This is a genomic window from Klebsiella sp. SWET4, from assembly GCF_024296565.1.
In the GTDB taxonomy this organism is placed as follows: domain Bacteria; phylum Pseudomonadota; class Gammaproteobacteria; order Enterobacterales; family Enterobacteriaceae; genus Klebsiella; species Klebsiella variicola.
The window spans coordinates 503,281-518,421 of sequence record NZ_JANCOB010000001.1 but is presented as its reverse complement, the minus strand read 5'-3'; the positions used below and the strand labels follow the sequence as shown (position 1 = coordinate 518,421).

At 60.8% G+C, this 15,141-nt stretch carries 14 protein-coding genes; 2 read left to right on the top strand and 12 right to left on the bottom strand.

All coding sequences use genetic code 11. The features are described 5' to 3' along the window. Positions 1-25: 25 nt before the first annotated feature. Genes pcaF through paaA form a run of 10 tightly spaced genes read right to left on the bottom strand, consistent with a single transcriptional unit; the run spans position 26 to position 8,201 of the window. Complete coding sequence (gene pcaF, locus NKJ21_RS02765) at positions 26-1,231, bottom strand: 3-oxoadipyl-CoA thiolase (RefSeq protein ID WP_080928672.1); 1,206 nt, start codon at positions 1,229-1,231, stop codon at positions 26-28. Next, positions 1,231-1,653 (bottom strand): hydroxyphenylacetyl-CoA thioesterase PaaI, encoded by a 423-nt coding sequence (paaI, locus tag NKJ21_RS02760; RefSeq protein ID WP_040183207.1) that lies wholly within the window; start codon positions 1,651-1,653, stop codon positions 1,231-1,233. Before paaI ends, pcaF begins: the two co-directional genes overlap by 1 nt. Continuing rightward, positions 1,643-3,064, bottom strand: a complete 1,422-nt coding sequence (gene paaH, locus NKJ21_RS02755) for a 3-hydroxyacyl-CoA dehydrogenase PaaH (protein WP_080928673.1) — start codon at positions 3,062-3,064, stop codon at positions 1,643-1,645. The genes paaI and paaH overlap by 11 nt, the downstream gene beginning before the upstream one ends. A 3-nt stretch (positions 3,065-3,067) precedes the next feature. After that, on the bottom strand, positions 3,068-3,856 hold the full coding sequence (paaG, locus tag NKJ21_RS02750; protein ID WP_032711767.1) for a 2-(1,2-epoxy-1,2-dihydrophenyl)acetyl-CoA isomerase PaaG: 789 nt from the start codon (positions 3,854-3,856) through the stop codon (positions 3,068-3,070). A gap of 2 nt (positions 3,857-3,858) precedes the next feature. Then, a complete protein-coding gene (gene paaF, locus NKJ21_RS02745) occupies positions 3,859-4,626 on the bottom strand; it encodes a 2,3-dehydroadipyl-CoA hydratase PaaF (protein ID WP_060619073.1) in 768 nt (255 codons plus the stop codon). Then, a complete protein-coding gene (gene paaE / locus NKJ21_RS02740) occupies positions 4,623-5,693 on the bottom strand; it encodes a 1,2-phenylacetyl-CoA epoxidase subunit PaaE (RefSeq protein WP_015705611.1) in 1,071 nt (356 codons plus the stop codon). Before paaE ends, paaF begins: the two co-directional genes overlap by 4 nt. Positions 5,694-5,700: 7 nt before the next feature. Further along, a complete protein-coding gene (gene paaD / locus NKJ21_RS02735; protein WP_004224495.1) occupies positions 5,701-6,198 on the bottom strand; it encodes a 1,2-phenylacetyl-CoA epoxidase subunit PaaD in 498 nt (165 codons plus the stop codon). Between the two features lie 11 nt (positions 6,199-6,209). Next, positions 6,210-6,965: a 1,2-phenylacetyl-CoA epoxidase subunit PaaC gene (paaC, locus tag NKJ21_RS02730; RefSeq protein ID WP_064170137.1), complete on the bottom strand. Its 756-nt coding sequence runs from the start codon at positions 6,963-6,965 to the stop codon at positions 6,210-6,212. A gap of 7 nt (positions 6,966-6,972) precedes the next feature. Continuing rightward, complete coding sequence (gene paaB, locus NKJ21_RS02725) at positions 6,973-7,260, bottom strand: 1,2-phenylacetyl-CoA epoxidase subunit PaaB (protein WP_004224492.1); 288 nt, start codon at positions 7,258-7,260, stop codon at positions 6,973-6,975. A gap of 11 nt (positions 7,261-7,271) precedes the next feature. Next, on the bottom strand, positions 7,272-8,201 hold the full coding sequence (paaA, locus tag NKJ21_RS02720) for a 1,2-phenylacetyl-CoA epoxidase subunit PaaA (RefSeq protein WP_064142373.1): 930 nt from the start codon (positions 8,199-8,201) through the stop codon (positions 7,272-7,274). A 286-nt stretch (positions 8,202-8,487) separates the two neighbouring features. Between paaA and paaZ the strand changes: the two genes are divergently transcribed. Next, positions 8,488-10,533, top strand: coding sequence for a phenylacetic acid degradation bifunctional protein PaaZ (gene paaZ / locus NKJ21_RS02715; RefSeq protein ID WP_039103247.1), 2,046 nt, complete (start codon positions 8,488-8,490; stop codon positions 10,531-10,533). Positions 10,534-11,026: 493 nt separating this feature from the next. After that, complete coding sequence (gene tynA / locus NKJ21_RS02710; RefSeq protein WP_254732687.1) at positions 11,027-13,294, top strand: primary-amine oxidase; 2,268 nt, start codon at positions 11,027-11,029, stop codon at positions 13,292-13,294. 2 nt (positions 13,295-13,296) lie between these two features. Here tynA and NKJ21_RS02705 read toward each other — a convergent pair whose 3' ends face one another. Both NKJ21_RS02705 and NKJ21_RS02700 read right to left on the bottom strand, forming a co-directional pair. Beyond that, positions 13,297-14,280, bottom strand: coding sequence for a zinc-dependent alcohol dehydrogenase family protein (locus tag NKJ21_RS02705; RefSeq protein ID WP_165454091.1), 984 nt, complete (start codon positions 14,278-14,280; stop codon positions 13,297-13,299). Positions 14,281-14,302: 22 nt separating this feature from the next. Then, positions 14,303-15,121 (bottom strand): phytanoyl-CoA dioxygenase family protein, encoded by an 819-nt coding sequence (locus tag NKJ21_RS02700; RefSeq protein ID WP_012541938.1) that lies wholly within the window; start codon positions 15,119-15,121, stop codon positions 14,303-14,305. Positions 15,122-15,141 lie beyond the last annotated feature (20 nt).

Sequence of the window (15,141 nt, the reverse complement as noted above, 5' to 3'; positions counted from 1 at the left end):
GTAGGGTACTCGCAGGTAAATTAGCTCACACTCGCTCGAGGATCATGGCAATGCCCTGACCCACGCCAATACACATCGTACACAGCGCATAGCGCCCGCCCCGGCGTTGCAGCTCAAGGCTGGCGCTCAGCGCCAGTCGCGCGCCGCTCATGCCCAGCGGATGGCCTAACGCGATGGCGCCGCCGTTGGGATTCACATGCGCCGCATCATCCGGCACGCCGAGCTGTCTGAGCACCCCCAGCGCCTGCGCGGCGAAGGCCTCATTCAGCTCAATCAGATCCATATCGTTAATATTGAGCCCGGCTCGCTCCAGCACTTTACGCACCGCCGGTACCGGCCCCAGCCCCATCAGGCGCGGTTCAACACCCGCCGTCGCCATCGCCACGATACGCGCCCGCGGCGTGAGCCCCTGGATAGCGGCCTGCTGTTCGCTGGCGATGATCAGCGCCGCGGCGCCATCGTTGACGCCGGAAGCATTGCCCGCGGTAATGACGCCGCCCTGGCGGAACGGCGCTTTCAGTTTCGCCAGCTGCTCAAGCGTGGTTTCCGGGCGGGGATGCTCATCATCGCGTACCGCGCTGACCGCCCCTTTCTTGCCGATGATCTGCACCGGCACGATCTCCTGCGCCAGAATGCCGTCGCGCTGGGCCTGCGCCGTACGCTGCTGGCTGCGCCAGGCGAAAGCGTCCTGATCGATCCGGCTGATATTTAACAATTCAGCTACATTCTCGGCCGTTTCCGGCATGCTGTCAGTTCCGAAGTGTTGCGCCATGAGCGGGTTCACAAAACGCCAGCCAATCGTGGTATCGAAGAGTTCCGCCTGACGCTGATAAGGCGCGCTGGCTTTTCCCATCACGAACGGCGCGCGAGACATCGATTCCACGCCGCCGGCAATCAACAGATCGGAATCGCCGGCTTTGATCGCCCTGGCGGCAAAACCGATTGCATCCAGACCCGATCCGCACAAGCGGTTAATCGTGGTGCCCGGCACGCTATGCGGATAACCTGCCAACAACGTCGCCATATGCGCTACGTTGCGGTTATCTTCACCGGCCTGGTTAGCACAACCGAAAATCACATCATCAATCGCTGCCGGGTCGAGCCCGGGGTTACGGCTCAGCAACTCACGTAGCGGGATCGCCGCCAGATCGTCGGCGCGGACGCCGGCCAGCGCTCCGCCGTAGCGGCCAATCGGCGTGCGGATCCCGTCACAAATAAAGGCGTCGCGCATTACACTTCTCCCGTGATTGTGCCGCCGATGCGGTGCGATTTGCCGCGGAACAGGGCCACAATCTTTTGCTGTTGATTAACAATTTCGATGTCGTAGACGCCGGTCAGCTTGCCCTGCTGTTTGACTCGGGCGGTGGCGACCAGCCGGTCGCCGGCAAACGCCGGACGAAGAAAATCAATGTTTGCCGCCGAAGCCACCGCCGCCAGCCCCTGGCTGTTACAGGCGTAAGCGAAAGCGGTATCGGCGAGCGTAAATAGCTGGCCGCCGTGACAGGTCTGATGGCCGTTAAGCATGTCCGCCAAGACGGTCATGCTCATCTGCGCAAAACCGTCGTCCATTTCGATAAGTTCAATCCCCATCTTTCTGGCGCAGGTATCTTTTTCGTACATCACGCGCGCGTTGCGCCACGGATCATTGCTCATGGTGCTTCTCCATCAGCGCCTTCTGGCGCAACAGGGAACAGGGACGATAGCGCTCCTCGCCATAATGGTGTTGCAGGTTCTCCAGCAGTTGCAGCACCCGTCGCCAGCCAAGGCGTTCTCCCCATGCCAGCGGGCCGTGCGGATAATTGACGCCAAGGCGCATCGCGGTATCGATATCCTGCGGGCTGGCGACGCCTTTTTGCAGCGCATCCAGCGCTTCGTTAATCAGCATCGCCACCGTGCGCCACACCAGCAGGCCGGGATAATCGGCAATATGCAGGACTTTCTTGCCCTGCTGTTGGAAGTAATGCACGGCCTTATCAGTGGCCGCAGGCGCGTTGGTCGCCGCTGCGGCCAGCACCACCGTATCGCTGGCGCACAGGTCATACACCACCACCGGGCGGTGATGCTTAACGCTTAACGCCAGCGCGGTCTCGCCTTCGGTCTCCAGCAACAAGAGCTCATCGAGTTCTGTGACACTGTCACTTATAGCTGTAATGGATTGAGCGCCAGTAGATACCGGCGGCAGCGCCGCGTCCGGCTGCGTCTCCGCGGGCCAGCGATAGACGCCGTGGCCGCTCTTTTTACCCAGCCGCCCGGCCAGCGCCAGCTCTTGCTGGAGTAGCGATGGTAGGTAGCGGCGGTCCTGCCAGAAGGCGTTAAACACCGAACAGGTCACAGCGAAGTTGACGTCCTGGCCAATCAGGTCAGTCAACGCCAACGGTCCCATCGGAAAACCGCCGCCGTCACGCAAAGCGGCATCGATAACCTCAGGAGCGGCAACCTGTTCTTCCAGCGCGCGCCAGGCCTCAGCGTAGAACGGACGCGCTACGCGGTTAACGATAAATCCCGGCGTTGAGCGGCAGCGTACCGGCTGTTTCCCCCAGCCGCTTACGCACTGGCACAGCTGCTCTACCACCTCAGCAGACGTCTCCAGGCCGCTGACCACCTCGACCAGCTTCATCACCGGCGCCGGATTAAAAAAGTGCAGCCCGGCCACCCGCTCCGGGTTTTTGACCCCGGCGGCGATGGCGGTAATCGAAATAGACGAAGTGTTACTGGTCAACAACGTTGACGGCGCGCAGATCTCCGCCAGCTGTGCGAACAGCGCCGTTTTGACCTCCAACCGTTCAGAGGCCGCTTCAATTACTAAATCCGCGTCGGCAAGCGCGGCTAAATCGTGGGCCGGATGCAGGCGCGCCAGCAGCGCGTCGGCCTGCTCTGACGCCAGTTTGCCGCGCTCGACCCGCGATGCCAGACGCATAGCAATGCCGTCGATCGCCTGGGCAATCGCGGTTTGATTAATATCGAAAATACGCACCGGATGTCCGGCGGCAGCGGCTACTTCGGCAATACCGGCTCCCATGGTGCCGCTGCCAATCACCGCCACGGTGGCTAAGGATGTTGTCATGGCCTATTTCCCGCTGAACTGTGGTGGCCGCTTGGCCAGAAACGCGCTGACCCCTTCGCGGTAATCATCGCTGCGCCCGGCCAGGCGCTGATAATCGCGCTCAAGATCCAGCTGCGCATCAAGACTGTTGGTTTCAGAAGCCAGCAGCGCCTTTTTAATCAGCCCAAGACCAAACGTCGGTTGCGCCGCCAGATGGCGCGCCAGTTGCAGACTGGTATCCGCCAGTTCTGAATCGTCCACCAGTTGCCAGATAATCCCCCACTGCGCGGCCTGTTCCGCGCTGAGGCTATCGCCCAGCAGTGCCAGCCCCATCGCGCGAGCGCGGCCGGCCACCCGCGGCAGGAACCAGCTACCGCCGCAGTCCGGCACCAGGCCGAGCTTGCTGAACGCCATCACAAATTTGGCCGAACGCGCGGCCAGCACGATATCGCAGCCCAGCGCCAGGGTGGCGCCAGCGCCGGCGGCCACACCGTTGACCGCGCAGATAACCGGCTTCGGCAGCGCCGCCAGACGGCGCACTAACGGGTTGTAAAAGCGTTCTACCGACAGGCCGAGATCCGGCGGCGGGCCGCTGGGGTCGACATTGCGATCGTTCAAATCCTGGCCGGCGCAAAAGCCGCGACCGGCGCCGGTGATCAGCAAGCAACGTACGCCGTCATCACGCTCGGCCTGCTTCAGACATTCCGCCAGCTGTTGATGCATCAGGTCGTTAAAACTGTTGAGGCGGTCCGGGCGATTGAGGGTAATGGTCATGACGCCCTGTTCCACTGCGCTGAGAATGAAAGCTTCCACGATTAGCGTCCTTTAAATTCCGGTGTACGTTTTTGTAAGAAGGCGTCGATGCCTTCGCGGCGGTCCTCGGTGGCGCTCAGCAGGCTAAACAGCTGGCGCTCCTGTTGCAGACCAGCCTGCAGGCTGACTTCCTGCGACAGGCGCAGCGACTGTTTTGCCGCCCGTAGCGCCAGCGGCGAATGGCGGGCAATGGTGGTTGCCAGTTTCAGGGCATACTCATCGGTTAAAGCCGCCGGATGGATATCGCTGACCAGCCCGGCCTGTTGCGCCTGGCGGGCGTCAATACTCTCGCCGCTCAGCACCATCCGGCTGGCCAGCGCCTTGCCAACGCTGCGGATCAGCCGCTGGGTGCCGCCAGCGCCCGGCATAATGCCGAGGGTAATTTCCGGCAGGCCAAAGCGGGCGTTGTCGCCGGCGACAATCAGGTCGCACAGCAGAGCCAGCTCGCAGCCGGCACCGAGCGCGTAGCCGTTGACCGAAGCGATGAGCGGTTTAGTAAAGGCATCGATTCGCGCCCATAACCGTGGGCGAATATCATCAAGGGTGGCAGGCAGATCTTTTTCCGCCATTTCATTGAGGTCAGCCCCGGCGGCGAAAAAACGCGCGTTACCGCTGATAACGCAGACGCCGACGCTGTCATCAACTGCCGCGGACTCCAGCACCTCGGCAATCTGGGTTAATAAGGCATTGTTCAGCGCGTTGCGGGCCTGCGGGCGGTTCAGCGTCAACTGAAGCGCCCGGCCATGACGGTGGATCAGCAGGTCACTCATGCCATCCCCCGCGCGTCAAAGTCGACCACTACATCGCCGCTGGTCGGCAACGACTGGCAGCTCAGCACGTAGCCCGCCGCCAGCTCATCCGCTTCCAGGCTGTAATTGGCGGCCATCGCCACTTCACCGCGTAGCACTTTGCATTTACAGGTGGCGCATACCCCGCCCTTACAGGCGAACGGCAGATCGGCGCCCTGACGCAATGCGGCATCCAGGATGCTGTCGTCTTCGGCGCTGAGGGCGATAAGCCGATCGCGCCCGTCCTGGCGGATGGTCACCGTGCGCCCTTCCGCCTGCACTCCAGCGGCCCGCTTCACATTGCCGCCTGGGGTATTAAAGCGTTCGAGATGAATCGATTTCTCCGCTACGCCAAGTTCACGTAACGTCGCTTCCGCCTCGTCCATCATCACCGCCGGCCCGCAGATAAAGGCCTCGTCGAAACGGCTGAAATCCAGCAGATGGTCAGCGAGCTGGCGCAGTTTGTCGCCGTCAATGCGCCCCTGTAGCAGATCGCTGTCCATCGACTCCTGGCTAAACAGGTGTATCACCTGCAGGCGCTGCGGATAGCGGTCTTTTAAATCGGCCAGCGCCTGGCGGAACATCATGCTATGGCTGCTGCGGTTGCCGTAGATCAGCGTAAAGCGGCTTTGCGGCTCGGTCGCCAGCGTCGCGCTAATGATCGCCATCATCGGCGTGATCCCGGAACCGGCGGCAATCGCCAGATACTCACCCTGCCGTTCGGCCTGCGGTTGATAACCGAAATGCCCCTGCGGCACCATCACTTCCAGCTCCATACCCTGCTGGATATCGTGCTGGGCGTAGCGCGAGAAGCGCCCGCCGTCGATGGCTTTGACCGCGACGCTAATTTCGCCTGGCGTGCGGCTGCGACAAATGGAGTAACAGCGGCGCAGTTCTTCGCCGCCCAGACGGGCTTTTAGCGTCAGATGCTGGCCCGGGCGAAAACAGTATTCCGCCTGCAGGGCTTGCGGAATCGCAAAAGTGATGGTCACCGCATCGCGGGTTTCCGGCTCGACTCTCGCCACCTTAAGCGAATGGAACGTCGTCATGGCAACCTCAAATACATTTAAAGTAATCAAAAGGTTCCCGGCAGCTGTCGCAGCGATAGAGCGCTTTGCAGGCCGTGGAACCGAATTCGCTAATCAGCGAAGTATGGGTGCTGCCGCAGCGCGGACAGCTCACCTCAGCGGGCATGTCCGCATGGCAGGCGTGCCCCTGGGGCGGGCTGATGCCGTACTGGCGCAGGCGCTCGCGAGCATCCTGACTCATCCAGTCGGTGGTCCACGGCGGATCCAGCTGCAGGACGATATGCACCGGCAGAAAGCCATGCTCGCTCATGACCGTACGGATCTCGCCCAGCAGATGCTCCGTCGCCGGACAGCCCGAATAGGTCGGGGTAAAGCCAATCACCCACCCGTCGCCGTGACGCGCGACGCTGCGTACCATACCGAGGTCGGTGATGGTGAGTACCGGCACTTCCGGATCCGGGATCGCGCTTAATAATCCCCAGATGGTGCGAACCTCTGCAGGAGCGATGTCGGCAAGACGTTGCATAGTCACCTCACTTACCACTGCAGTCCGGGATGCGAACGCTGCAGATATTGCATCTCCGCCAGCAGCGGGCCGAGATGTTCACTGTGCAGCCCCTGTTTGCCGCCGCTGCGGAAGGCCGCTTCCTGCGGGATCTGTAAGCCGGAGTCGAGCAGCGCCGTGTGTACCGCGCTTTGCCATTCGGCCTGAAGCTCGCGCGGATCAACCGCAATGCCCTGCTCAACCAGGCTGAGATCCACTTCATCGGCAAGGAACAGTTCGCCGGTGAAGCGCCACAGATTGTCGACCGCCTGCTGCATTTTGCGATTTGATAACTCGGTGCCGTTACCCAGACGCTCCAGCCAGCCGCGGCTGAAGCGCTGGTGGTAACGCACCTCTTTCAGCCCTTTGGCGGCAATGGCCGCCAGCTGCGCGTCGCGGCTGTTCACCAGCTGGCTGTACAGGGCGACGTGCCAGACATCGATAAAGAACTGGCGGGCGATGGTGTCGGCAAAATTGCCGTTTGGCTGCTCCACCAGCAGCAGGTTGCTGTACTGGCGTTCATCGCGACCAAAAGCCAGCGTATCTTCGTCGCCGCAGCCGTTAAGCTCGGCGGCATAGCTTAAAAAATTGCGCGCCTGGCCGAGCAGGTCGAGGCCGATGTTGGCCAGCGCAAGATCGATCTCGAGCTCGGGAGCATGGCCGCACCAGGCGCCTAAACGCTGGGCCAGAACCAGACCATTGTCGCCAAGCCGCAGGGCGTAGGTGGCTACGGGGTTAGGGGTATTCATCGCCGCCTCACATATGTTCCATGCCATCCGGCACGGTATAGAAAGTCGGATGACGGTAGACTTTGCTTTCCGCCGGGTCGAAGAATTCGCCGCGCTCTTCCGGCTGCGAAGCAACGATTTCGCTGGCCTTCACCACCCAAATTGAGCAGCCTTCGCTGCGGCGGGTATAAGCATCGCGGGCATTCTCCAGCGCCATTTGATCATCAGCGGCGTGCAGACTGCCGACGTGACGATGGGATAACCCCTGTTTGCTGCGAACGAACACTTCATATAACGGCCAGTAAACTTTGCTCATGTTGTCTCTCCTCATGCCGCGCTGCGGGCCTGCTGTTTTTGCGCATGGGCCAGCGCGGCCTCGCGCACCCACTCGCCCTCTTCCCAGGCCTTACGCTTGGCGGCCAGCCGCTCGTGATTGCAAATCCCACGGCCGCTAATCACCTCGTTAAATTCCTGCCAGTCGATTTCGCCGAAGCGGTAGTGGCCGCTGGCTTCATCAAACTGCAAATCCGGGTCCGGGACGGTCATACCGAGGATCTCTACCTGCGGCACGGTGTTATCGACGAAGCGCTGACGTAGCTCGTCGTTGGAGTGCAGTTTGATTTTCCACGCCATGCTGCGGGCGCTGTTCGGCGAGTTGTCATCGTTGGGGCCAAACATCATCAGCGCCGGCCACCAGAAACGGTTAATGGCGTCCTGCAGCATCTGCCGCTGCACGTCATTGCCCTGCGCCAGCGCCATGCAGGCTTCAAAACCCTGACGCTGGTGAAAGCTCTCTTCTTTGCAGATTTTGACCATCGCCCGGGCATAGGGGCCATAGGAGGTCCGGCACAGCGCCACCTGGTTGACGATGGCCGCGCCATCGACCAGCCAGCCGATCACGCCGATATCCGCCCAGCTCAGGGTCGGGTAGTTAAAAATGGAGGAATATTTCATCTGCCCGTCGAGCATTTTCTGATACAGGTCTTCCCGCGCGCAGCCCAGCGTTTCCGCGGCGCTATAGAGATAAAGCCCATGCCCGGCCTCATCCTGTACCTTAGCCAGCAGGATCGCTTTGCGGCGCAGCGTCGGCGCGCGGGTGATCCAGTTGCCTTCCGGCAGCATGCCGACGATTTCCGAGTGCGCGTGCTGGCCTATCTGCCGAATCAAGGTCTTACGGTAGGCATCCGGCATCCAGTCCTGCGGTTCGATGGCCGTTTCCTGCGCGATGCGCTGGTCAAAGCGTTGTTCTTCTGTCACGTCATCACCTTTATGATTCCGATATTAACAACAAAAACATTTATGTGAATCACTTTGTTTATTGAAGGTTACATATTGGTTAAATAAAACCACAAATTTTGTTTGCTCCTTTTGTGATGATAACCGCAAAACCTTTTGTAAACAGCTGATAAATCAGTAGTATAAACGCAACGCCCCACCAGCCGCCGATCACAATGTTAATAAATTATTAAATACAGGCTTGATTTTTATGATTCATAAAAGAACTATTTATAGATATCACACGTAACATATTTGGAGATTTGCGATGCAGCAGTTAGCCAGCTACTTATCCGGCGCCTGGCAGACCGGCCGGGGGCGCGCCCGTACTATCCATCACGCCATCACCGGCGCGGCGCTGTGGGAGGTGACCAGTGAAGGCCTGGATATGGCGCAGGCGCGCCGCTTCGCGATTGAGCGCGGCGGTAAAGGTCTGCAAGCCATGACCTTTATTGAACGCAGCGCGATGTTAAAAGCGGTAGCAAAACGGCTGCTGGAGCAGAAAGACGAGTTCTACGCCATCTCCGCGCAAACCGGCGCGACCCGCGCCGACAGCTGGGTGGATATTGAAGGCGGCATCGGCACCCTTTTCACCTATGCCGGGCTCGGTAGTCGCGAATTGCCGGACGATCGCCTGTGGCCGGAGGACGAGCTCATCCCGCTCTCCAAACAAGGGGGTTTTGCCGCGCGTCACGTGCTGACCTCGAAATCAGGCGTCGCCGTACATATCAACGCCTTCAACTTCCCCTGCTGGGGAATGCTGGAAAAACTGGCGCCGACCTGGCTTGCCGGCATGCCGGCGATCATTAAACCGGCCACCGCTACCGCCCAGCTTACCCAGGCGATGGTGAAAGCGATTGTCGACAGCGGCCTGGTGCCGGAAGGCGCCATCAGCCTGATTTGCGGCGGCGCGGGCGATCTTCTCGACCATCTCGATAGCCAGGACGTGGTGACCTTTACCGGCTCTGCCGCCACCGGCCAGCAGCTACGGTCGCATCCTAACCTGGTGGCCAAATCGATTCCCTTTACCATGGAAGCAGATTCGCTCAACTGCTGCGTTTTAGGCGAAGATGTCACCCCGGAGCAACCGGAATTCGCGCTGTTTATTCGGGAAGTGGTCCGCGAGATGACGGCGAAAGCCGGGCAAAAATGTACCGCTATCCGCAGAATCATCGTGCCACTGGCTCAGATTAATGCGGTTAGCGATGCACTGATCTCCCGCCTGCATAAAGTAACCGTCGGTGACCCTGCGCAGGAGGGCATTAAGATGGGGGCCCTGGTTAATCGCGAACAGCGTCAGGATGTGCAGGATAACGTCAATAAACTGATCGCCGCCGGCTGTGAAGCGCTGCTCGGCGGACAGGCAGATCTTAATGCTGATGGCGCGTTCTTCCCGCCGACCCTGCTGTACTGCCCGCAGCCGGATGAAACGCCAGAGGTTCACGCCATTGAAGCCTTTGGCCCGGTAGCGACGCTGATGCCGTATCGCGACCGCCAGCATGCGCTCACGCTGGCACGCGCCGGCGGTGGCAGTCTGGCTGGTACGCTGGTCACCGCCAGCGGCGAGCTGGCGCGCGAGTTTATCCTTGGCGCCGCGCGCGCCCATGGTCGTATTCAGATCCTTAACGAGGAGTCCTCGGCAGAGTCGACCGGCCACGGCTCGCCGCTGCCGCAGCTGGTACACGGCGGCCCTGGCCGCGCGGGCGGCGGAGAAGAGCTTGGCGGGCTGCGCTCGGTGAAACACTATATGCAGCGTACCGCGGTCCAGGGCAGCCCAACGATGCTGGCGACCATCGGCCAGCAGTGGGTGCGTGGCGCGCAGGTTAGCGAAGACCGCATTCACCCGTTCCGTAAATACTTCGAAGAGATCCAGCCTGGCGATAGCTTATTAACCCCGCGGAGAACCCTCACCGAAGCGGATATCGTTAACTTCGCCTGCCTGAGCGGCGACCATTTCTATGCGCACATGGACAAAATCGCCGCCGCCGAGTCGATTTTCGGCGAGCGGGTGGTCCACGGTTATTTCCTGATCTCCGCTGCGGCCGGGCTGTTCGTCGATGCCGGCGTCGGGCCGGTTATCGCCAACTACGGGATGGAAAACCTGCGCTTTATTGAGCCGGTCAAACCGGGAGACACCATTCAGGTTCGCCTGACCTGTAAGCGTAAAACCGTTAAGCGTCAGCGTAGCGCCGATGAGAAAGCCACCGGCGTGGTGGAATGGGCGGTGGAGATTTTCAACCAGCACCAGCAGGCGGTGGCGCTGTATTCCATTCTGACCCTGGTGGCGCGCCAGCAAGGGGATTTTCCGGCGTAATAGCGGAAAATAGACCGCTGGCGCTCTGTTGGCCGATCCTTGAGCCATTGATCCTGCAATCGGTTTGCAACGGTTTCGCCCCGGGAAGTCCTTTATGTTATCTGTGGCTTCAGCGCACATTGCGCTCCCGATTAATCGTCTGCGTTATGTCACTCATGGCGCAGGGAGCGCACAGGGGGCGGCCAGTCGCCACCCGGCGACATCACGGGTACCGTGCCTGGTATCTTGCCCGGCGGCGCTGCGCTTGCGCGGGCCTACAGACAGTCAGACCCGGTTGGGTAGGCCGGGTAAGGCGTCAGCCGCCACCCGGCAAAAAAATCAGCGCACGTTCTCAATGCCTCTGCGGAGGCATTTTTTACGTCCGTCTGGCAAAACTGACAAACAAGCTGGCAAAAGCAAACAAACGCCCCGGCGCCGCTGGCTGGTAGCTTAAGGGTGACAAAGCCGACATTCGCAGCGGCAAGAGACAACACAACAATAAGATGAGGTCACTATGGCAAACGGCTTGAAATTTTCTCCTCGTAAAACCGCGCTGGCGCTGGCCGTCGCGGTGGTTTGCGCCTGGCAATCACCGGTCTTCGCCCACGGCAGCGAAGCCCACATGGTACCGCTGGATAAAACGCTGCAGGCGTTCGGCGCCGATGTCCAGTGGGATGACTACGCGCAAATGTTTACCCTGATAAAAGACGGCGCTTACGTCAAAGTGAAGCCCGGCGCCAAAACCGCGATCGTCAACGGTAAACCCCTGGATCTACCGGTGCCGGTGGTGATGAAGGAAGGTAAAGCCTGGGTCTCCGATACCTTTATCAACGATGTCTTCCAGTCCGGTCTCGATCAGACCTTCCAGGTGGAAAAGCGCCCTCACCCGTTAAACTCGCTCTCGGCGGCGGAAATCAGTGAAGCGGTGACCATTGTTAAAGCCGCGCCGGAATTCCAGCCCAATACCCGCTTTACCGAAATTTCCCTGCACGAGCCGGATAAAGCGGCGGTGTGGGCCTTTGCCCTGCAGGGAACACCCGTTGACGCCCCGCGCACCGCCGATGTGGTGATGCTGGATGGTAAACACGTGATTGAAGCCGTCGTCGATCTGCAAAACAAAAAAATTCTCTCCTGGACGCCAGTTAAAGGCGCCCACGGGATGGTACTGCTCGATGACTTCGTCAGCGTGCAGAACATCATCAATGCCAGCAGCGAGTTCGCTGAGGTGCTGAAAAAGCACGGTATTACCGATCCCAGTAAAGTGGTCACCACCCCGCTCACCGTCGGCTATTTTGATGGCAAAGATGGCCTGCAGCAGGATGCGCGTCTGCTGAAGGTGGTCAGTTATCTCGATACCGGCGACGGCAACTACTGGGCGCACCCGATTGAAAACCTGGTGGCGGTGGTCGACCTTGAAGCGAAGAAAATTATCAAAATTGAGGAAGGCCCGGTTATCCCGGTACCGATGGAGCCCCGTCCGTATGATGGCCGCGACCGCAACGCCCCGGCGGTGAAACCGCTGGAGATAACCGAACCGGAAGGCAAAAACTACACAATCACCGGGGATACCATTCACTGGCAGAACTGGGATTTCCACCTGCGCCTGAACTCACGCGTCGGGCCAATTCTCTCGACGGTGACCTACAACGATAACGGCAAAAAACGCCAGGTGATGTATGAAGGTTCCCTCGGTGGGATGATCGTTCCCTACGGCGACCCGGACGTCGGCTGGTATTTCAAAGCCTATCTGGACTCCGGCGATTACGGCATGGGCACCCTGACATCGCCGATTGTGCGAGGTAAAGATGCGCCATCGAATGCGGTGCTGCTGGATGAAACCATCGCCGATTACACCGGCAAACCGACCACGATTCCAGGCGCGGTCGCCATATTCGAACGCTATGCCGGGCCGGAATATAAGCACCTGGAGATGGGCAAGCCCAACGTCAGCACCGAACGCCGGGAACTGGTGGTACGCTGGATCAGTACCGTCGGGAACTATGATTATATCTTTGACTGGGTGTTCCACGACAACGGCACCATCGGTATCGATGCCGGCGCCACCGGGATTGAAGCCGTCAAAGGCGTGATGGCGAAGACCATGCACGACCCCAGCGCCAAAGAGGATACCCGCTACGGGACGCTGATCGACCATAATATTGTCGGCACCACCCACCAGCACATCTATAACTTCCGCCTCGACCTCGACGTGGACGGCGAAAACAACACCCTGGTGGCGATGGATCCTGAAGTGAAGCCCAACACCGCCGGTGGCCCGCGCACCAGTACCATGCAGGTGAATCAGTACACCATTGACAGCGAGCAGAAAGCGGCGCAGAAATTCGACCCTGGCACCATTCGCCTGCTGAGCAATACCAGCAAAGAGAACCGCATGGGCAACCCGGTCTCTTATCAGATTATCCCTTACGCCGGCGGCACGCATCCGGCGGCGACCGGCGCGAAGTTCGCCCCGGACGAGTGGATCTACCATCGCCTGAGCTTTATGGATAAACAGCTGTGGGTGACGCGCTACCACCCGACAGAGCGTTATCCGGAAGGGAAATACCCTAACCGTTCCGCCCAGGATACCGGCTTAGGGCAGTATGCGCAGGATGATGAGTCGCTGACAAACCACGACGACGTCGTGTGGATCACCACCGGCACCACCCACGTCGCGCGCGCCGAAGAGTGGCCGATCATGCCGACCGAATGGGCGCACGCCCTGCTGAAGCCGTGGAACTTCTTTGACGAAACCCCAACCCTTGGCGAGAAGAAAAAGTAATCTTAACCGGCGGTGAAATCGAGCAGGATTTTACCGCCTCTTCCCGGTTGGTCGGCGGCGGCAATCGCCTCCCGCCAGTCGTTCAACGCTATACGCTGGGCCGGCGGCTGGGTGGTCACTGGCAAGCGCAGCCAAATCTCGTCAAACGCCGCCCGCCACGCCGCCACGCTGAGTGTCGGCAACGCCTCCCGCAGATGAAACTTGCGCACCGTCGCGCTACCGCGCGTCTGGGTCAGCGGCCGCCCGGATAATAAACCATAGGAGATCAGGGTCGACGATGCGGGCAGCACCGACAGCAGCGTATTCGCCAGTTCGCCGCCCACCGCGTCAAACACCAGATCGCTGTGCTGGCTGACCTTCTCCATCAGCGCCCGGTCGGTATCGAGGATCGGATAGATCCCGGCCTGTTCCAGGCGCGCCCGGTGCTGCGGCGAGCGAATAATCCCGCTCACCGAGCGGGCGCCCATCGCCAGCGCCCACTGTCCCAGCAGGCTGGCGCAGGAGGACGATGCCGCGGTCAGCACAAGGTGTTTTCCGGCAACCGGCCAGCGCTTGAGCATCAGCATAGCCGTCAGCGGATTGATATACCCGCGGGCGGCCAGCAGATCGTCAACCGCTGGCGGCACCGGCACCAGCCAGGTCTCATCCAGATCGATAAACCGCTGCCAGGTGCCGCCCCCGCGCAGAGGTAGCACCCGCTGTCCCGCGGACAGCCGGCTGCCGTATGGCGCGGCGACCACCTCGCCAAGGCCTTCATAACCAGCGACGGCCGGCAGTCGGGTGCGGTGGCGATAGGCGCCGGTCACGGGGATCAGATCCGAGGGATTCACCGGGGCATAGCGCATCCTGACCCGCACCCGTCCGCCTGCCAGCGGCGCCAGCGGCAGGCGTTTCAGGGTCAGCACGGCGGCCGGCGGCCCGTAGCGGTCATAAACAATGGCGTCGTTGAACATCGACAGGCTCCAGACAGCGAAAGGCGGGATCATAGCAGATCCCGCCGCCAGTGGCTCACGCCCGCGGCCAAACCTGGGGGAACAGCGGGGAATCCAGCGGGTCGCCGTCCCGCAGGGTCAGCTCGGGGAACGGTGGCGACGTCACGCCGCCGCGATCGGCAAACGCGGCGTCATCCCCCACCCAACGGGCGGAGAAGACCCGTCGCGCCCGCGCGCCGGGGTTGCCGCGGGCGCCATGGACGGTGCGGAAATGGAAGGCCACCGCATCCCCCGGCTCCAGCGCCCAGCTGACGATATCGTATTCGTCCTCATGGGCGTCGATATCCGGCAGGGTGCTGAACCGGGTGTGCTCGTAAAGCTTAGTGCCATTGAAACGGGTAGGACTGAACTCCTCCTCCCAGCGATGCGACCCGCGAATGCAGCGCAGCGAGGTGGCCTCCGCCACCGGGTCCAGCGGGATCCAGAAGCTGACGTTCTGCCTGCCGGAGACGCAATAGTAAGGCTGGTCATGATGCCAGGGAGTCACCGTGCTGCCTCCGGCCGGTTTGACCAGCGTATGTTCATGGAAAAATTTCGCCGTCTGCGACTGCATCAGCGCCGCGGCGATCTCGGCGGCGGCCGACTGGAAGACAAACTCGCTAAACGCCGGGATCCGCGACCAGTTGCAGTAGTCCTGAAAAAAAGGCGGCGAGCCATCTTTGGGGATCACCGTGCGCGCATGACCATACTCGCTGGGGCTGGCCATCAGCGCCGTGACCCCCTCGGCGAGGCGATCGACCCAGGGGGTAAAGACGCCTTTTAATAACACCGCGCCATCCGCCTGCCAGCGGTCGATGGTCGCTTGATCGATGTGGGGAGAGTGTTGGTTGTGCATCGCTTGGGTTCCTGTGTTGA